Raw genomic sequence first — 16410 nt, forward strand, 5'->3', positions numbered from 1 at the left:
TCATTTAATCATTTCCTCAAATTCGATTTCCAATTCCTTCTTCTGTTTTTCAGTATAAAATTCAGAATCACTCAAAGATTTTTTAAAATTTTCAGATGTTTTAAGATAATTCTTTTTTGATTTAATTTGAGCATTGATGATATTTAAATAACCTTCTGAAAAATTGGGATAAGTATCCATTAGAATTTGCCAAGCCTGAATCGCTTTATCATAGTGTTTTTCATTGTAGAAATGCCATCCTTTTCCATTTAGAATACCAAGAGAGAAATTGAGGTTCGTTCCGTAGTTTGATATTATTTCTTTTTCAAGAGATGGTTTGATACTTAAATCATCTTGCTTTACTGATGAATATTTTGATTGTATAGAATACCAATTTTCAAATATTTCATAGAGCGCATTGCTTATTAATAAACCTGGTGTTGTATCATGGTGCGCTTCATTAAAACGATAGGACTTAATATCTAATTTAGGATTGTTGATGTTGTTCTTAATAACAGAATCCATCTTGTTAAAATCATCCGGAAAATCGTTGCCTATTGCGAAACGGTAATATTTTTTAGATTTGTAGTTGAGATCATTTAGTTTACTAATTGAATCTGTCAAATCAACATTCTCCTGAATAAAAAATGGACTCATGGAAATAACACCGTTTAAATCATTAATTCTTGAACTGAAAAGTGACGTTGTAAAATATCCGTATCTGGAATGCCCGATTAATAATCGAAAAGCAGAAGCATGATAATCTTTTTCAGCAAGCGGGATTAGTTCGTCAAAAATGAATTTTTCATTTTCAGAGGCAAGTCCTTTTTTATCAGAAATTTTGTACTGTGTCTCAATGTAACGATATCGCTGTTCAGATTCTACACTCATGATAATTGACGAAGGCATTTGTTCGGTACTCGTCAAATAGTCAATGGTGTTAATGATATAGTTATGACTTCTTTTATTTTGTCGGTCAAATACAATAATCAGCGGAAAATTATTTTTCGTTCCTTTTTGCCATTCTATGGGAACTGTCACTGAAATTTTTTTTTCAAATCCCAGGTTTTTCGATTTTATTGTTGTGTCCTGAAGCTTTTTGTACCGTTCATAATTTTGTGAAAATAGGGTAGTATGTAAAAACGTAAAAATGAAAAATAACACAAAAGTTGGCCTCATAATCTGATTTTATTTAAATCTAAAATGATTTCTTTTTATAATTCTTAAAAATAAAGAAATATCCAACAAAATACAATTTTTAATTCAAGCCTTAATGAAAAAATTAGCATCATAAGACTTTTCAATTAATGTTAAGATGGCTTTAAATTACTTTCTTTTTCCAACCTCTCAATCAAATTCCCTTTCACCACCGTAAAAGTATAATCCTTCGCTTCTGCAAAAGAAATATCATACTTCCTCTCAATATTTCTCAAGTCTTCAGGGAATTTTAATAAAAGACTGTCATAATAAGAATCCAGAAACTCTTGGGAAGGCATTTCGTACTTTATTTTCAGTTGAAAACGTCTGATGATAGCGGTATCAATGATTTCTGCATGATTGGTAGCACAAAGTAATAAAGCATTTTCAGGATAATAATCAATCAGCTGAATTAAGGTATTTACTAACCTTCTCATTTCGCCGACATCTTTATCGTCGCTTCCACGGGCTTTTCCGATTTGGTCGAGTTCATCAAGGAATAGAACTGATCTTTCTCTCGCTGCTTTGTCGAAAATCATTTTAATATTTTGCGAAGTTTCACCAATTCTTGAGGAAATAATATTACTTAGATTAAGAATGATAATATTTTTGTCTAGAGCATTCGCAATCGCTTTTGCAGTCATTGTTTTGCCGCAACCAGAACTTCCTTCAAGAAGGATTTTATTGTTGACCGGAAGTCCATATTCCTGTAATTCTTTAGCGTAGGTTTGCTCTTTGATGAGCTGTACAAAGTGTTCTTTATTTTTAGTTTCAAGAAAAACATCATCGAGCTTTACAGATTCTTTATCCTGAATAATAAGATTGTACAGATTCATAGTTGCAGAGCATTAAATTGAGCTGCAAAGATAATTGATTTAAAATTTTAACCTTAAGATTTTAGAATAGATTCAAACAACTTAAGGAATTGTTTGTTATCAAAATCAATAAAGAAATCTTTTTGCCAATTTTGAGTTTTTATAGCTTGCTTATTTTCCGGAGAGTCCCAGATTGGATAAACTCTGAAACCTCGCTTTCCATCTTGAGAAAGGGTAGTGATGATATTTTTTTGAATGAGAATCTGTTTTGAGAAAAAGAAGAATCCGGATTTTTTGCCTTGCTCACAGAGAACAATATAAAAATCAAAAGGATCTTCCGAAGTGAAAGGTTCGGTTTGTTTGCTTTCAGGATTTCTTTTCCATAAAGTTACAAATTGTCCGATTTTCTTGGGAGTGATTTTAGCCTTTCTGAATTTAATGCTGAATTGATTTAATTGGAAGCTGTTACCAAAATATTCTTCACATTCAGAATCTGGCTGGAGATGGGAAATGATTAAGTTGAACTTAGAAAAAACTGAATTTTGAAGTTGCTCAAGTTCTGTAATCATTTTGTTATGTTTTTTTTGCGCTGCTTTACTCCGGTTGAGTAAAACAGCGGGCAGTCATTGACTGCAAACATAAATAATACTAACTGATAAATTTGTTAAATAGGCAGGTTTATTTAATACTGATTAGTTGTTTTCCTTCTTTACAGTTGCGATGTAAGATGAAACTAATACTGCACATGTTGCTACTCCGATAATTGCGATCATAATTTTGAATTTTTATTTATTTTAATATTTATTGCGAATTCTATAATGCAATATTACGGCTTTCAATTTGAATGCCAAATAAAAATACTATGATGTATATCAGTGTTTTATGTGTGTGTAAATGTGTTTTTAGATGATTTTGCTATTGTTGTTTTGAATAGTTTTAGGGTGATTTATTTTGTATTTTAATTATTTAATTCGTAAAAAATTGAGAATATGTTAATGTTTATGTATTTGTTGTTTTCATGTTGACAATATCAAGGAAATGAAATGTAAAGCATATTAAATGTTTGAAACATTAAAAACACCAATTTCTTAACATCAATTTTTATTACTTAACTCTCGGTTTTCCAAAAGGATTGTAAGAAATCCCCACATTAAAATAGAAAGACGGCTTGGCATTGGCGTCAAAAATAAAATCTCTCGGAGATTCATTCTTTTCAAAAATTCTTGATGCAGGAGTTGCTCTGATTCCTGTTTTTAAAGTTCCGATAAAGTTTCCTCCTAAATGGTGTTCATAGATAGCTCCGGAATTGATTTCCAATTGTCTGAATTCGTAAGTTTTCCCTGATGGATAAAGGTAAAATGAGGTATTGTCCATCTCAGTACCAAATGAAATTCTTCCGTTTGAAAAAATATCTTTTCTTACTAAAATTTTCTTTGGTAAGATAATATCTGCAACCCAGCCGTTATCAAATTTATGTTCATAGGTAAAAATCGGAAGGGCAGGAATTGGCGTGCTTGGATCAGCAAAAATTGCAACTCCTAAGGTCATTTTAGTTTTTGCATTTGCTTTTAAAACCAAACTTCCGGTCACCATTCCTCTGATTCTTTCAAAATGCTGATCGCTTCCGTCAATCGATGCAGTAGCAGAAAAAATGGCTATTTTATTAAATAATTTGGTGAAATGCGTCACATTTACAGCTTCAGAATGATAATGGAAACTTCCTTTGCTGATATTTTCCTCCGAAAATAAATTGATATTATTTTCTGCATTGATGGACGTAAAACGATAATTTAATGATGCACTCAACAGCCATTTTCTGTTTTTAATAAAATAAACATTGGCATTTGCTTTTACCTGCTGAAAAGATTTGATTTTGTTTTCTGGCAAATCATTTCCATAGAGTTCGGGCGAAAATTTGTAAGGCGTAACTTGTGTAAATTCAATATTCAAATCTCTCGCCTGCGGAAATTTATCGGTAACAAAAGCAATGACTTTGTTGGGAATACTGTCTTTTTTCTGAGCTGAAACCATCGTTGCAACAGGAATAATAACGAAAGTGATTAGATTTTTTTTAAATGTTTTCATAGAAATTTTATTTGATTGCGTTGATAGTGGATTGGAAAAAATTGAACATAAATATTCTGTCGTAAAAAGTATTTATCGCATTCATTTGAATGAAATTGATATACTTTTCAACTTGTGAAACGCTTTCTTCTTCCACAAAAACAAACCATAATTCCTGAATTTGATGATGGTTTCTAAAAAGTTCAGATTCATAAATATCTAAAGCGTGAGAATGCTTCATGTCGTAAAATAAAATCCCTTTTTTTACTCCGTTTTCCTCGATGATATTGATCGGATGGTGGATGTAATCAATCACTTTCAGGCTTTGATTGTAAGATTCTATAAAATGATGAAGGTCAATCAACTGGATGACTTTTTCTTCCTGTTGAGAATCGGTCATAAAATAACACTCTTGTATAATCTGCTCCGTGAGTTTCTGAAAAACGTTTAGTTCCATGTTTTTAATAAATTTTACAGGACAAAGGAATAGAGAAAACCCTTTGACAATTGGTTTTTTATACCAACTGCCTTACAAATTCTACCAAATACCACATATTAAAATTTAGTATAATAAAGTGCAGGGTTCGTATAATAATAGGCAGTTTAAAGCCGTTATTAATTATTTTTGTCAATCCTTAAGAAAAAGTAAAAATGATTCTATGAAACTATCAAAGGAAATAAGTAATAACATCGTCATCGATTTTCTGGTAGAAGATCGTTTCAGATTAGTCAGGCATCTTTCCTTTATGGTTTTCTTTTTTGTTTTACTTTATTTTGCCCGATTTTGGAGGTTTTATACAGCATCAGTTCAGTATTATATTCTGATCATTGTATACATTTCATTACTGATGATGGCCTATATCAATATGTATCTTTTGGTTCCAAAATTTTTTTTCAGAACTTATTATATTCTTTATGTTGTTTTATTAATAACAATGGGATTTTTGGGACTTCATGTAATTTCATACGTCATGAGTTTTTTTGCTGAATATCAAATTGATGAATATAATGAAAAGAGAGGTGGAGTATATGAAGGCTTAATGATGTGTATATCTATTATTTTAGTAACAACCACGATGAAATTGCTTCAGAAATGGATGAGAGACAGTATCAGAATCGTTGAACTGAACAGCCTTACTTTAAACATGGAACTTAACGAGCTTCGGAATCAGATTAATCCACATTTTCTTTTTAATATGCTGAATAATGTAAAAGCTTTGATAAGAACAGACCCCGAAAAAGCAACCACCGTTATTATGAAATTGTCTGAATTTCTGCGATATCAACTTTATGAAAATAATGAAGAAAAAACAATGCTGACTTCAGAAATCGATTTTTTGTCAAATTTCCTGAATCTTGAAAAAATAAGAAGAGAAAATTTTGACGTCAACATTGAAAGTCCGAATGATAAGAGGGTTTTAAATTCTACATTTATTCCGCCCAACTTGTTTACCACATTTGTAGAAAATGCAGTGAAACACAGTGTGGATATCAGCGGAAAAGAATCTTATGTGATAGTGAATATTGAAATTAAAGATAAAAATCTTCATTTTGAATGTCGGAATTCTCAAAATTCTGACTTCCCGATTCCTGAGTCCAATTACAGCGGACTCGGGTTGGCAAACATCAAAAGAAGATTGGAGCTGCTTTATCAAAACACTTTTACGCTGGATATTAACTCCACAAAAAATGAATATATCGTCAATCTAACCCTTCCTGTATGAACAGTATAATCGTAGATGATGAGCCATTGGCAAGAGCAGAAATGCAGTCACTGATTCTTGAAGTTTCAAAAATTAATATTTTGGGATCATTTTCAAATGCTCCTGCAGCTTTAGAATTTTTAAAAACGAATGTTGTAGATCTTATTTTCTTGGATATAGAAATGCCTTTGGTGACCGGTTTAGAATTTGCCAAAATGCTTCCAAAAGATTGCCTGATTATCTTCACGACTGCTTATTCTCAGTACGCTTTAAAAAGTTACGAGCTCGATGCCATCGATTATTTATTAAAGCCAATTGAAAAGCCCCGTCTTGAAAAAGCAATCCAAAAAGCTGTTCTTTATCACCAATTACTTTCGCAGGAGACTACAAAAAATACAGTTGAATCAAACACCAGGGAATTTCTGTTCATCAAAGCAGACAGAAGATTTTATAAACTAAATTTTGATGAGATTAAATTTATAGAAGGTTTAAAAGATTATGTGGTCATTCACACAAAAACTCAAAAACTGATTACCGCAATGAATCTCAAAACCATTCATCAGAAACTTCCGGCAGAAATTTTTTGCAGAGTGAGCAAGTCTTTTGTGGTTAATTTAAATTGTATTGATTCTTTTGATAATCACAATATTTACATTGATGAATCTGAAATTCCTTTGGGCGAAGTGTACAGGTCTGCATTTTTTACGGCCTATTCAGGAGGTTTGCTGAATCTGGATGTTTAAATAATTGTGTTTCTTTACTAAATGAAATGCCATTATTTGTCTAAAAAAAAATAAATGTATTTTAAAAACTTAGTCCTTCTCAGCGATAAAAAAAGCGCAACGATAAACAAGGAATTTATTTAAAATACTGAAATGAAAGTCAACGAAGCCGTTTCACTTATTTTAGAAGTACAAAAATTTAAAATGCACAACGGGTTTCTCAATATAATTTCTGATCAGTTTCACAGAAAAAACTCATGCGTTTGCTCTTTCCGGTTTCTTTCTTAATGATTTCTTCACCACATTTGGGACATTTATTCCTGTGATAAACGTGAAATGTTTTGCTCAAAGTATCTGTCCGTTTATATTTGAGAAACTCAAAGCCATAATCTATGGTTTCTTTAATGATTTTTTTAAGTTTTGATTCACTGAGGTTTTTAATTGAAGACTGCGGATGAATTCCTGCACGAAACAGCGCTTCGTTTTTAATAATGTTTCCGACTCCAGCAAAAATATCCTGATTCATCAGCGCATCGCAGATCATCATTTCAGGATGCTGATGCATTTTTTCAATCGCTTTTTCATCACTCCACTTTTTGCTCATGATGTCAGCTTCCCAGTTTATTTTTGAGAGAAAACTTTCATCGACGACTTTAACGACGCAGGTGTAAAAATACATTCCTTCATCCTTGAAAGTCAGTCCCAACCGTAATGTATCGATATCTTTTCTTTTGTGCAGACTGTAGGAGCCAAACATCATCAGATGGACTTTAAAAATAATGGTATCAAAAATCAGAAACGTCTGTTTTCCAAATGTTTTTATTTCTCGCAAAATTTCGCCGTTGATTTTAGAATTTTTGGGTATTTCGGTTCCATTGACGTCAGTTACTTTTTCACCAACAAATTTTTGCAGATCATCTTTCATTAGAATTATAGTTGGGCCTTCAGGCATAGCTTTGTTTTAAAGAAAAACTCAAATATTATTCCTTTAAAAGTAAAAATTGAATTAATTTTGGAAAATGATGAATTTGAACCAGATTTTTACCAGTCAGCGCACCGGTAACAATCCCAATACTGTTGCTTCAAGAACAGATTTTCAAAGAGATTTTGACCGTATTATTTTTTCCTCGGCATTCAGAAGACTGCAGAACAAGACTCAGGTTTTTCCGCTTCCCGGAAGTGTTTTTGTACACAACAGACTGACGCATTCACTTGAAGTTTCGTCTGTGGGAAGAAGTTTGGGAAGCGTGATCGGAGAATATATTTCAGAAACTTATAAAAGTGATCTCACGGAAGAATCCAAAAATTTTTATCAGCATAATTTAGGAAATGTCATTGCGGCAGCGTGCCTCTGTCATGATGTTGGAAATCCGGCTTTCGGACATTCGGGAGAAGATGCCATCGCCAGTTATTTTGACCGGAATGAAAACCAATTAAAGTCTAAATTTTCAGAAAAAGAATGGGCAGATTTGGTCAATTTTGAAGGAAATGCCAATGCAATTCGTGTTCTTACTCATCAACAACAGGGAAAAGATTTAGGCGGAGCTCAATTGACTTTTACCACCTTGGCGAGCATTGCAAAATATCCGTGTGAAGCCATTGCTAAAAAGAAAGGAATTATTCACAGAAAAAAATTCGGATTTTTCCAGAATGAAAAAGATACTTTTCTTGAAATTGCAAAAGGAGTGAATTTAATTAATGAAAGTGATGAACCCTATATTTTTAAAAGACATCCTTTCGTTTGGCTGGTAGAAGCTGCCGATGATATTTGTTATAATATTATTGACATGGAAGATGCACATCGTTTGGGAATTGTATCGACTGCGGACTGTAAAAATTTGTTTTTTGAACTTGTAAAATCTGAAACTGATGATATTAAAAGAGTCGACACAAAATTGAATTCCATCGGAAATGAAAATGAGCAGATTTCCTACTTGAGAGCAAAAGTAATCAACGCCTTAATCAATAAATCTTTACAACTTTTTAAATCTAATTTCAATACAATTTTAGAAGGAAATTTACAAAGCGGTCTGTTGGATATTTATAAGTCTGAAAATAAATCTTTACAGGATATTGAAAGTTTCTCTATCGAAAAAATCTACAATCACAGAGCGGTTGTGGAAATTGAAAATGCTGGTTACAATGTAATGTACGAATTGCTTGATCATTTTATTCCATCAATTTTAAAATCTAAAGAAGAGAGAAAATCTTATGATACGAAAGCTCTAAAACTTCTTCCGAAACAGTTTGTGTACGAAGAGGGAAGTGATTACCAAAAAACTTTGGGCGTGATTGATTTTGTTTCGGGAATGACCGATAATTATGCAACCGACCTTTATCGAAAAATCAAAGGAATTGATATCGGAATGACAATGTAATTTTATTCATTTTAATTTGATTTATAGCCTGAAAAGATGTATCTTATCAGTTCACTCATAAACTTATACAATATGATTTATTTAGGCATTCTGGTCTTTTTCGGACTGATCACATTATTCGCATCTTTTTTCACAGTTAAGCAGGAATCTGCAGCGGTGGTGGAAAGACTAGGTAAATTTTTAAAAGTAAGCCATGCGGGTTTACACTTAAAAATTCCTTTTTTAGATCAGATTTCTAAACGTCTGAATCTCAGAATTCAGCAATTGGATGTTATTATTGACACGAAAACGTTAGATAATGTTTTTATTAAAATGAAAGTCTCTGTTCAGTATCAGGTGATCAGAGAAAACGTAAAAGATGCATATTACCGTTTGGAAAATCCTGAAAATCAGATTACCTCTTACGTTTTTGATGTTGTGCGTGCAGAAGTTCCAAAAACAAAATTAGATGATGTTTTCGTAAGAAAAGATGATATTGCAGTAGCTGTAAAAAGTGAATTGCAGGAAGCAATGCAAAGTTATGGTTACGATATTATCAAGGCTTTGGTAACGGATATTGATCCGGATGAGCAGGTAAAACACGCAATGAATAGAATCAACGCTGCAGAACGTGAAAAAACTGCCGCAGAATACGAATCTGAAGCACAAAGAATACGAATTGTTGCAGTTGCAAAAGCTGAAGCAGAATCTAAAAAACTTCAGGGACAAGGTATTGCAGATCAAAGAAGAGAGATTGCAAAAGGTCTTGAAGAATCTGTAAAAATGCTGAATGCAGCTAACATCAATGCGCAGGAAGCTTCTGCATTGATCGTGGTTACACAGCATTATGATACTTTACAGTCGATTGGAGCCAATAATAGAAGTAATTTAGTTTTACTTCCAAATTCGCCAACAGCAGCAAGTTCTATGTTGAATGATCTTGTTGTTTCCATGGCGGCAACACAGAAAATGGATGAATTAAGCACTGCCAATTATCCCAAGCCACCGAAAGATTTTGGACAATCTGGACACTAAAATAAAAAACCTCTCAGCAAATTTATACTGAGAGGTTTTTTTTATTTCTTGGTTTTAGAAACCTGTTGCACCAAAGTGTATTTTATGGATGAGGCATCTGCCGGAACATTGGTAAGTTTTTCTGTTTTTACTTTTAAAACATATTCAAATCCGGGTTCGTAGGTGAATCCTTCGATGTTGCTGTAGAAATTTCCCCAGCTATCAGATTCTTTTTCTTTAACCTGAAGGCATTTCATCGGTGCCACTCCGGTGCAGTCGACAGTTTGCGAGGCAATGATAAAGGTTTTTTCAGTTCCTGATGATCCTGAATTGGGCATCGGTTTGCATTGCGTCATTACGAGCATTGATGCCATCGGAAGAATGATGGATAGAGATTTTAGAATATTTTTCATAACAAATATTTAAGGGTAAAAGTTAAGCTTTTTCTTGCGTTCTGAATTTCTGCCTGCCAATCAACAGTTCAAAGAATAATTTAAAATCCGAAAGCAACGACCAAAGCGGATATTTAAAGGTTGCGGGTTTATTTCTTTCAATAAAAGCATGACTGAGCCACGCAAAACCATATCCAACAATCGGAATATACCAAAGAAATCTTTCTTTTCCGGTGTAGATGACAAAACCGATGACGAGAAAAACAAACAGAATTCCAAGAAAGTGAAAAATTCTTGTTCCTAATTTCTTGTGTTCATCGAGATAAAACTCATAGAACTCTTGGTATGTGTTGATTCTTTCAGGCATGGCATTAATTTTTAAAGTTCTTAGATGAACCTTAGCAATTATTTCGCCAATTATTTATTTTAATATAATACTGTCTTTTGTTTAGATGATTTATTCAAATATTGTATTACTTTCTTAAATGAAATGCCTTTGTTTTTTCCTATACAAAATGCAGATTGTCAAAAACTTTGTCTTTCATTGCGATAATTAAACGCAAAGCTAAACAAAGGGTTAGCTAATAAGGTTTTCAAATTAAGATATACAAATCGGTTCCACTTATTTTCGAAAAACAAGGATTGGATTATTATATCAATAATTTAAAGTTCCAATCATAAATGTTTTGGAAGCATTCAGTGCCTGTGAAGTTTGGGTTGATTCCTTTACCACACCTTTGTTTTTGATGTAACTCGAATGAATAAAATAAGTGTCTTTATTTTCTCTCGTGATAAATCCTGTATGAAAGTCAAGACCGACAATATATACTTGGTTTTTATCTTTACTTAAAATATACTTTTCTAAATCTTGTCTATTGCTAAAATATTTGATGTCTTTGCAAAGCTTTTTAATCATCACGGAAGAAGCTTGTTGCGCCAGATACGTTCTGTTGATATCGAAACCAAAGTCAGTCAGCGTATTGGTGACAAAATAACCGCAGGCGATGGTACTTTTCTGAGGTTCTCTTGATGTTCCGTTGAATGACCAAGGCGTACCCAACCAATAATTGGGAACATCATAGTTGATAAATTGAAACAGATAATTTTTCTTTTCTTTTGCAGTCTTTTTATTAATCGAAACTAAAAATTCTTTGTAAGGAATTTTCTTTAATTCTGAATTTTCTGAAGTTACATCATTACCCGGCTCAACTTTAGATTTGCTGCATCCAATCATGATTAAACATAGCAGACAGAAAAGATATTTCATCTTTAATTTACGTTTCTCAGTTTGCTGTTCTGGTATCCATAACAGAAATAAATCACCAAACCTACGGCAAACCATATTCCGAAGTAGAACCAGTTTTCGTGGCTCATGCCTGTCAATAAATAAAGACAAGAGCTTAAACCGATCAATGGAATCAAAGATAAATTTTTGATAAAGGTCAAAATGCAAAGTCCTAAATTAATCAAGATAAAAAAGAAAATTGAAGCTCTGAATTCACCGTTTTTAGGATCATTCCATTCCAATAAATGATCAAAAAAATCAGGCTGGAAATAATGGAATCCTACCAAAGCTCCGATGAAAATTATTGGGAAAATAATTTTTCCATTAATATAGGGAAGATGAAATCTGCCTTTGATTTTTTCTTTTGCAGGAAGCATTAAAACTCCCGCACAAACCAAAACGAAAGCGAAAATAGTCCCAATGCTTGTAAAATCTAAAATGAAACTTTTATCTGTGAAAAGAATCGGAACTCCAACCACAATACCCGTAACTATCGTTGCGAACGAAGGGGTTTTATATTTTGGATGAACAGTCTGGAATTTTCTCGGCATCAAACCATCACGGCTCATCGCATACCAGATTCTCGGTTGTCCCATCTGAAATACCAATAAAACTGTGGTAATTGCTACAATTGCGACAAATGAAACTGTCAGTTCCATCCAGGCAACATTGGCATTTGTTTTTTCAAATATGAATGATAAAGGATCTCCAACGCCGTCAAATTTTCTGTAGTCGACCATTCCGGTTAAAACCAAAGTCAGACAGATGTAAATAACGGTACACAAAGCGAGAGAAATAATCATTCCTTTTGGTAATGTTTTTTGTGGGTCTTTTGTTTCTTCTGAAAGTACACTTAATGCATCAAAGCCTATATATGCAAAGAAAACTCCTGAAACCGCACTCATTACTCCGGCAAAACCATTGGGCATAAATGATCGGGTTCCGGTTTCTATGCTTACCGGCGTCCAATTGTCGGTATTGATGTATGAAAAACCAACCAAGATCACCAAAACGATTACTGCAAGTTTTAATATTACTAAAGAATTGTTGAAGTTTTTACTTTCTTTCACTCCACGGTAACACAGCCACGTAATCAATCCGTTAATTACCAATGCCGGAATATCAACGATCAATTTTAGACTTCCTAGTAGTGGAGCTGACGTCCATGCGTTGATGAGTTCTTTATTTTCAGATCCGTTTTGAAATGCTTTTTTCGCTTCGGTATAACTGCAAGTGAGATAATCAGGGATGTGCATTCCGAGGCGCTCTATGAAACTTGTGAAATAATCTGACCAGGAAAAAGCAACGTAAATATTTCCGAAAGAATATTCCATAATCAACGCCCAGCCAATTACCCAGGCTATTAATTCACCAAAACTGGCGTAAGCATACGTGTAAGCCGAACCTGCGGTAGGAATTCTGCTCGCAAATTCTGCATAGCATAAAGCGGTAAACCCACAGGCAAAACCACAAATCAGATAGAGTAGGATAACACCGGGGCCGCCTCTGAAAACGGCTTCACCCAAACTGCTGAAACTTCCGGCTCCGATGATGGCGGCAATTCCAAAAAAAACGATATCCCAAGTTCCTAAAACCCGCAAAAGATTGGTGGAAGTATCTGTTGCTGAATAGTTTTTCCTTCTGAAAAGTTGATTCATTTAATAGTTATATAAAAGTTGAAAAAAACAAATGTAATTATTTCTGATAAATAATTAAGATTTTCTTAATATTTCTTGTTGAAAAGTTAATTAGTATTAAAAAATAATCCACATACTAACAATATGTTAAAAGGCTTGTTTATACAATATCTTTTCGATATTTTCGTTGATAATTTGTGGATAAAATCTTATCTTAAAATTAAAATATTTGGTCTCATTTTTGAAGGCCTTTCCATTTTAAAATTTGATGTTAATGAAATCAAAAAAAATACTTTTAGCGGCTGCTGTTTTCTATTTCGGGGTTTCCGAAGCTCAACAGTCTCAATACTTTACCCAAAAGGAAAACTACAGGTTTAATCTTGCTCAGAATCTTTATCAGACCAAAATATACAACGCTTCTCAATACGAATATGCACGTCAGTATTTCTACAATCAGAATCTGGAGCAGTCGAGAAAAGAAGCTGCCCAATTTTTTGATAATGTGATAGGAGTAATTCTGCAGAAAAATCATGCGGAAGAAGGATTGACGGCTTTTATGAAAGAATATCCGAACTCTGCATATTTTGCTCAGGCCAATTTACCTTTGGCAGATTATTATCTGGCTAAAAAAGATTTTAAGGAAGCTTTAAAAACTTTAAAAAAGGTTAATCAATACCAACTGACTAAAGAGGAAAATACACAGTATATTCTGAAATTGGGGTATGCTAAATTTATGATGGGCGATTCTAAAGGGGCAATTGATGCACTGGAAGAAGCTCACAAAACGGCAGATGAATCTCAGATGGGTGATATTGCGTACATGTTGGGACATTTGTATTATTCAAGCAAGCAGAATGATCAGGCGTTTCAGTATTTTGATTCTATAAAAGATCAGCCGAAATTTTCAAAATTGGTGCGTCCGTATTATGTGCAGATGCATTACAACGATAAAGATTACGATAAAGCAATTTCGGAAGGAAATGCTTTGTTGAACGAAGATATTTCTGCGTCTTACAAAGCGGAAGTTCATAAAATCATTGGTGAATCTTATTTCATGAAGAATGATTATGAGTCGGCGTATCCTCATTTGAAAGATTATCTGAGCGTACAGCAAAACCCATCAGAAAATGATTTGTATGAAATGGGATTTGTGGCGGCTCAGCTTAAAAAATATGATGAAGCGGTTTCTTATTACAACCAATTGATTAACAGTAATTCAGCGCTGGCTCAGAATGCATATTATCAGCTAGGAAATGCGTATTTAGCGGTTGATAAAAAGCAGGAAGCACTTTCAGCCTTTCGTTCGTCTTATCAGATGGATTACGATGCGAGTGTGAAACAGCTGGCTCACGAACAGTACGCAAAATTAGGTTACGACATCGGAAACCCATTTGAAAGTCCGACGACGGTGATTCAAAATTATATTGCTGCAAACCCAAGCGGTGCTAAAAATGCAGAAATGAGATCGCTTTTGGTGAAATCTTATCTGTACTCCGGGAACTTTAAAGAGACGTTGAATGCGATTGATAAATTGCCAAACTCTACTCCTGAAACCGATAAGGTAGATCAGGAAGTTTCTTATTTATTGGGAACTGAGGAATTCAACAAAGGTAATTTCGACGAAGCAGAAAAATACTTTCTCAGAAGTTTAGAATTTGATTTAAATAAAGAATTCAATAGCAGAGCATTGTATTGGTTGGGACAGGTGTATTATCAGAAAGGAAATTATCCTTCTGCGATTGCCCGTTACGAAAAACTGACCAACGAAACTTTTCCTGAAAAACAGCAGCTGCCTTACGATTTGGGGTATGCTTATTTTAAATCTAAAAAATTCGATCAGGCAGAACAGTATTTTACACAATATTTAAAAAATCCGAAACCTGAATTTAAAAATGATGCTGAGCTTCGTTTAGCAGATATCAATTACGCTAACAACGATCTTGATCAGGCAATTGCGATTTACGATAAAAACGAAGACGCTACCGACTATACGTTGTACCAAAAAGCGTTGGCTTTAGGATTTAAAAACGATAACGTTGCGAAAATTACCAATTTAAAATCATTAATTTCCAAATATCCGGGATCTGAATATATTGACGATGCACAATATGAAATTGGTGTGGCTTATGCGGCTCAGGATGACTTTATCAACTCCAATGATTTCTTCGGAAAGGTCATTAAATCTTCTTCCGATAAAGACTTGATCGCAAATGCATCCATTTACAGAGCGCAGAATTACATCGACCAGAATCAAAACGATAAGGCGCTATCTGAATTAAAATCTCTTGGTGAGCAATATAAAAATACGGCTTACGCACAGAAGATTGTTCAGGCTGCAAAACCTATTTTTACGAAAAACGGTGATGTTTCAGGATATGCTGATTTTGCAAGAAATGTAGGAGTTAATATCGACGCTTCTGAAATTGACGAAATCAATTTATCAACCGGGAAACAATACTTCACGAAGAAAGATTACAAAAACGCAATCTCTTATTACGAGAAATATTTAACGCAAAATCCAACCGGAGAAGGTCTTTATCAGGCTAAATATGAGCTGGGAGAAAGTTATTATCAGACAAATAATCCAACAAAAGCATTATTGGTTCTTCAGGAAATTGCCAATATTCAGAATGATTATCAGGATGACGCAGCAACGAGAGTTTCTCAAATTTATATAGCCCAAGGAAATACTGCTGAGGCTAAAAAATATTTAGAAAATATTAAAAATTCATCCAATATCAACGTTAGAAATTATGCGAATGTTGAGTTGATGAAAATGTATGCCGAAGAAAAGAATTTTTCTGAAGCTGAAAAATTAGCAAATGCTGTTATTGCCAATAATAAAAACTCTGCGGCGGTTATCGAAACTGCAAAAGTAATTAAGGCGAGAAGTCTGATGAATTCAGGAAAAGATAAAGATGCACAGACCGCTTATACTTCACTTGAAAAGTCTTCGAACACTGAAGTTGCGGCAGAAGCTCTTTACGCAAAAGCATTCTATCAGAACAAAGGAAAAGCATTTAAATCTTCTAATGAAACCATTTTTAAACTGGCGAATAATTATGCATCAGAAGATTACTGGGGTGCAAAAGCTCTGGTTTTGATGGCGAAAAATTATATTGGTCTGAAAGATAATTATCAGGCGAGTTACACTTGCGATCAGATCATTTCAAACTATGCAGATTTCCCTGAAATTGTAGCAGAAGCGAAGGAGGTTAAAAAACAGATTAAAAAGTAGTTAAATC

15 protein-coding genes are annotated in these 16410 nt (G+C 33.6%); 5 read left to right on the forward strand and 10 right to left on the reverse strand.

Translation table 11 applies throughout. The features are described from left to right. The 5 genes from OEA66_RS16840 to OEA66_RS16860 all read right to left on the reverse strand — a co-directional run bounded on the left by OEA66_RS16840 (position 1) and on the right by OEA66_RS16860 (position 4512). Positions 1–1158 (reverse strand): alpha/beta hydrolase-fold protein, encoded by a 1158-nt coding sequence (locus OEA66_RS16840; protein WP_375379304.1) that lies wholly within the window; start codon positions 1156–1158, stop codon positions 1–3. 131 nt (positions 1159–1289) lie between these two features. After that, positions 1290–2012: an AAA family ATPase gene (locus OEA66_RS16845; protein ID WP_267282479.1), complete on the reverse strand. Its 723-nt coding sequence runs from the start codon at positions 2010–2012 to the stop codon at positions 1290–1292. Between the two features lie 53 nt (positions 2013–2065). Next, positions 2066–2560 (reverse strand): MepB family protein, encoded by a 495-nt coding sequence (locus OEA66_RS16850; protein ID WP_267282480.1) that lies wholly within the window; start codon positions 2558–2560, stop codon positions 2066–2068. A 535-nt stretch (positions 2561–3095) separates the two neighbouring features. After that, on the reverse strand, positions 3096–4076 hold the full coding sequence (locus OEA66_RS16855; protein ID WP_267282481.1) for a hypothetical protein: 981 nt from the start codon (positions 4074–4076) through the stop codon (positions 3096–3098). A 7-nt stretch (positions 4077–4083) separates the two neighbouring features. Next, complete coding sequence (locus OEA66_RS16860; RefSeq protein ID WP_267282482.1) at positions 4084–4512, reverse strand: hypothetical protein; 429 nt, start codon at positions 4510–4512, stop codon at positions 4084–4086. Positions 4513–4714: 202 nt separating this feature from the next. Between OEA66_RS16860 and OEA66_RS16865 the strand changes: the two genes are divergently transcribed. Then, positions 4715–5779 (forward strand): sensor histidine kinase, encoded by a 1065-nt coding sequence (locus OEA66_RS16865; protein ID WP_267282483.1) that lies wholly within the window; start codon positions 4715–4717, stop codon positions 5777–5779. Further along, positions 5776–6501: a LytR/AlgR family response regulator transcription factor gene (locus OEA66_RS16870; protein ID WP_267282484.1), complete on the forward strand. Its 726-nt coding sequence runs from the start codon at positions 5776–5778 to the stop codon at positions 6499–6501. The genes OEA66_RS16865 and OEA66_RS16870 overlap by 4 nt, the downstream gene beginning before the upstream one ends. 199 nt (positions 6502–6700) lie before the next feature. Here the strand turns inward: OEA66_RS16870 and OEA66_RS16875 are convergent, their stop codons facing one another. Continuing rightward, positions 6701–7432, reverse strand: a complete 732-nt coding sequence (locus OEA66_RS16875) for a DNA-formamidopyrimidine glycosylase family protein (RefSeq protein WP_267282485.1) — start codon at positions 7430–7432, stop codon at positions 6701–6703. 70 nt (positions 7433–7502) lie between these two features. On the opposite strand from OEA66_RS16875, the gene OEA66_RS16880 reads away from it, so the two are divergent. Further along, complete coding sequence (locus tag OEA66_RS16880; RefSeq protein WP_267282561.1) at positions 7503–8858, forward strand: deoxyguanosinetriphosphate triphosphohydrolase; 1356 nt, start codon at positions 7503–7505, stop codon at positions 8856–8858. Positions 8859–8930: 72 nt separating this feature from the next. After that, complete coding sequence (locus OEA66_RS16885) at positions 8931–9872, forward strand: SPFH domain-containing protein (protein WP_267282486.1); 942 nt, start codon at positions 8931–8933, stop codon at positions 9870–9872. Between the two features lie 41 nt (positions 9873–9913). Here OEA66_RS16885 and OEA66_RS16890 read toward each other — a convergent pair whose 3' ends face one another. The 4 genes from OEA66_RS16890 to OEA66_RS16905 form a co-directional block, all read right to left on the reverse strand. Further along, positions 9914–10264 carry a DUF4377 domain-containing protein gene (locus tag OEA66_RS16890; protein WP_267282487.1) on the reverse strand — a complete coding sequence of 117 codons (351 nt, stop codon included), beginning with the start codon at positions 10262–10264 and terminating at the stop codon, positions 9914–9916. Positions 10265–10286: 22 nt separating this feature from the next. Then, positions 10287–10610, reverse strand: coding sequence for an Mpo1-like protein (locus OEA66_RS16895; RefSeq protein WP_267282488.1), 324 nt, complete (start codon positions 10608–10610; stop codon positions 10287–10289). A 288-nt stretch (positions 10611–10898) separates the two neighbouring features. Beyond that, positions 10899–11510 (reverse strand): hypothetical protein, encoded by a 612-nt coding sequence (locus OEA66_RS16900; protein ID WP_267282489.1) that lies wholly within the window; start codon positions 11508–11510, stop codon positions 10899–10901. A gap of 2 nt (positions 11511–11512) precedes the next feature. Further along, positions 11513–13186 carry an APC family permease gene (locus OEA66_RS16905; RefSeq protein WP_267282490.1) on the reverse strand — a complete coding sequence of 558 codons (1674 nt, stop codon included), beginning with the start codon at positions 13184–13186 and terminating at the stop codon, positions 11513–11515. 253 nt (positions 13187–13439) lie between these two features. On the opposite strand from OEA66_RS16905, the gene OEA66_RS16910 reads away from it, so the two are divergent. Beyond that, positions 13440–16403 (forward strand): tetratricopeptide repeat protein, encoded by a 2964-nt coding sequence (locus OEA66_RS16910; protein ID WP_267282491.1) that lies wholly within the window; start codon positions 13440–13442, stop codon positions 16401–16403. The last annotated feature ends 7 nt before the right edge of the window (positions 16404–16410 follow it).

Source organism: Chryseobacterium luquanense (assembly GCF_026460945.1).
In the GTDB taxonomy this organism is placed as follows: Bacteria; Bacteroidota; Bacteroidia; order Flavobacteriales; family Weeksellaceae; genus Chryseobacterium; species Chryseobacterium luquanense.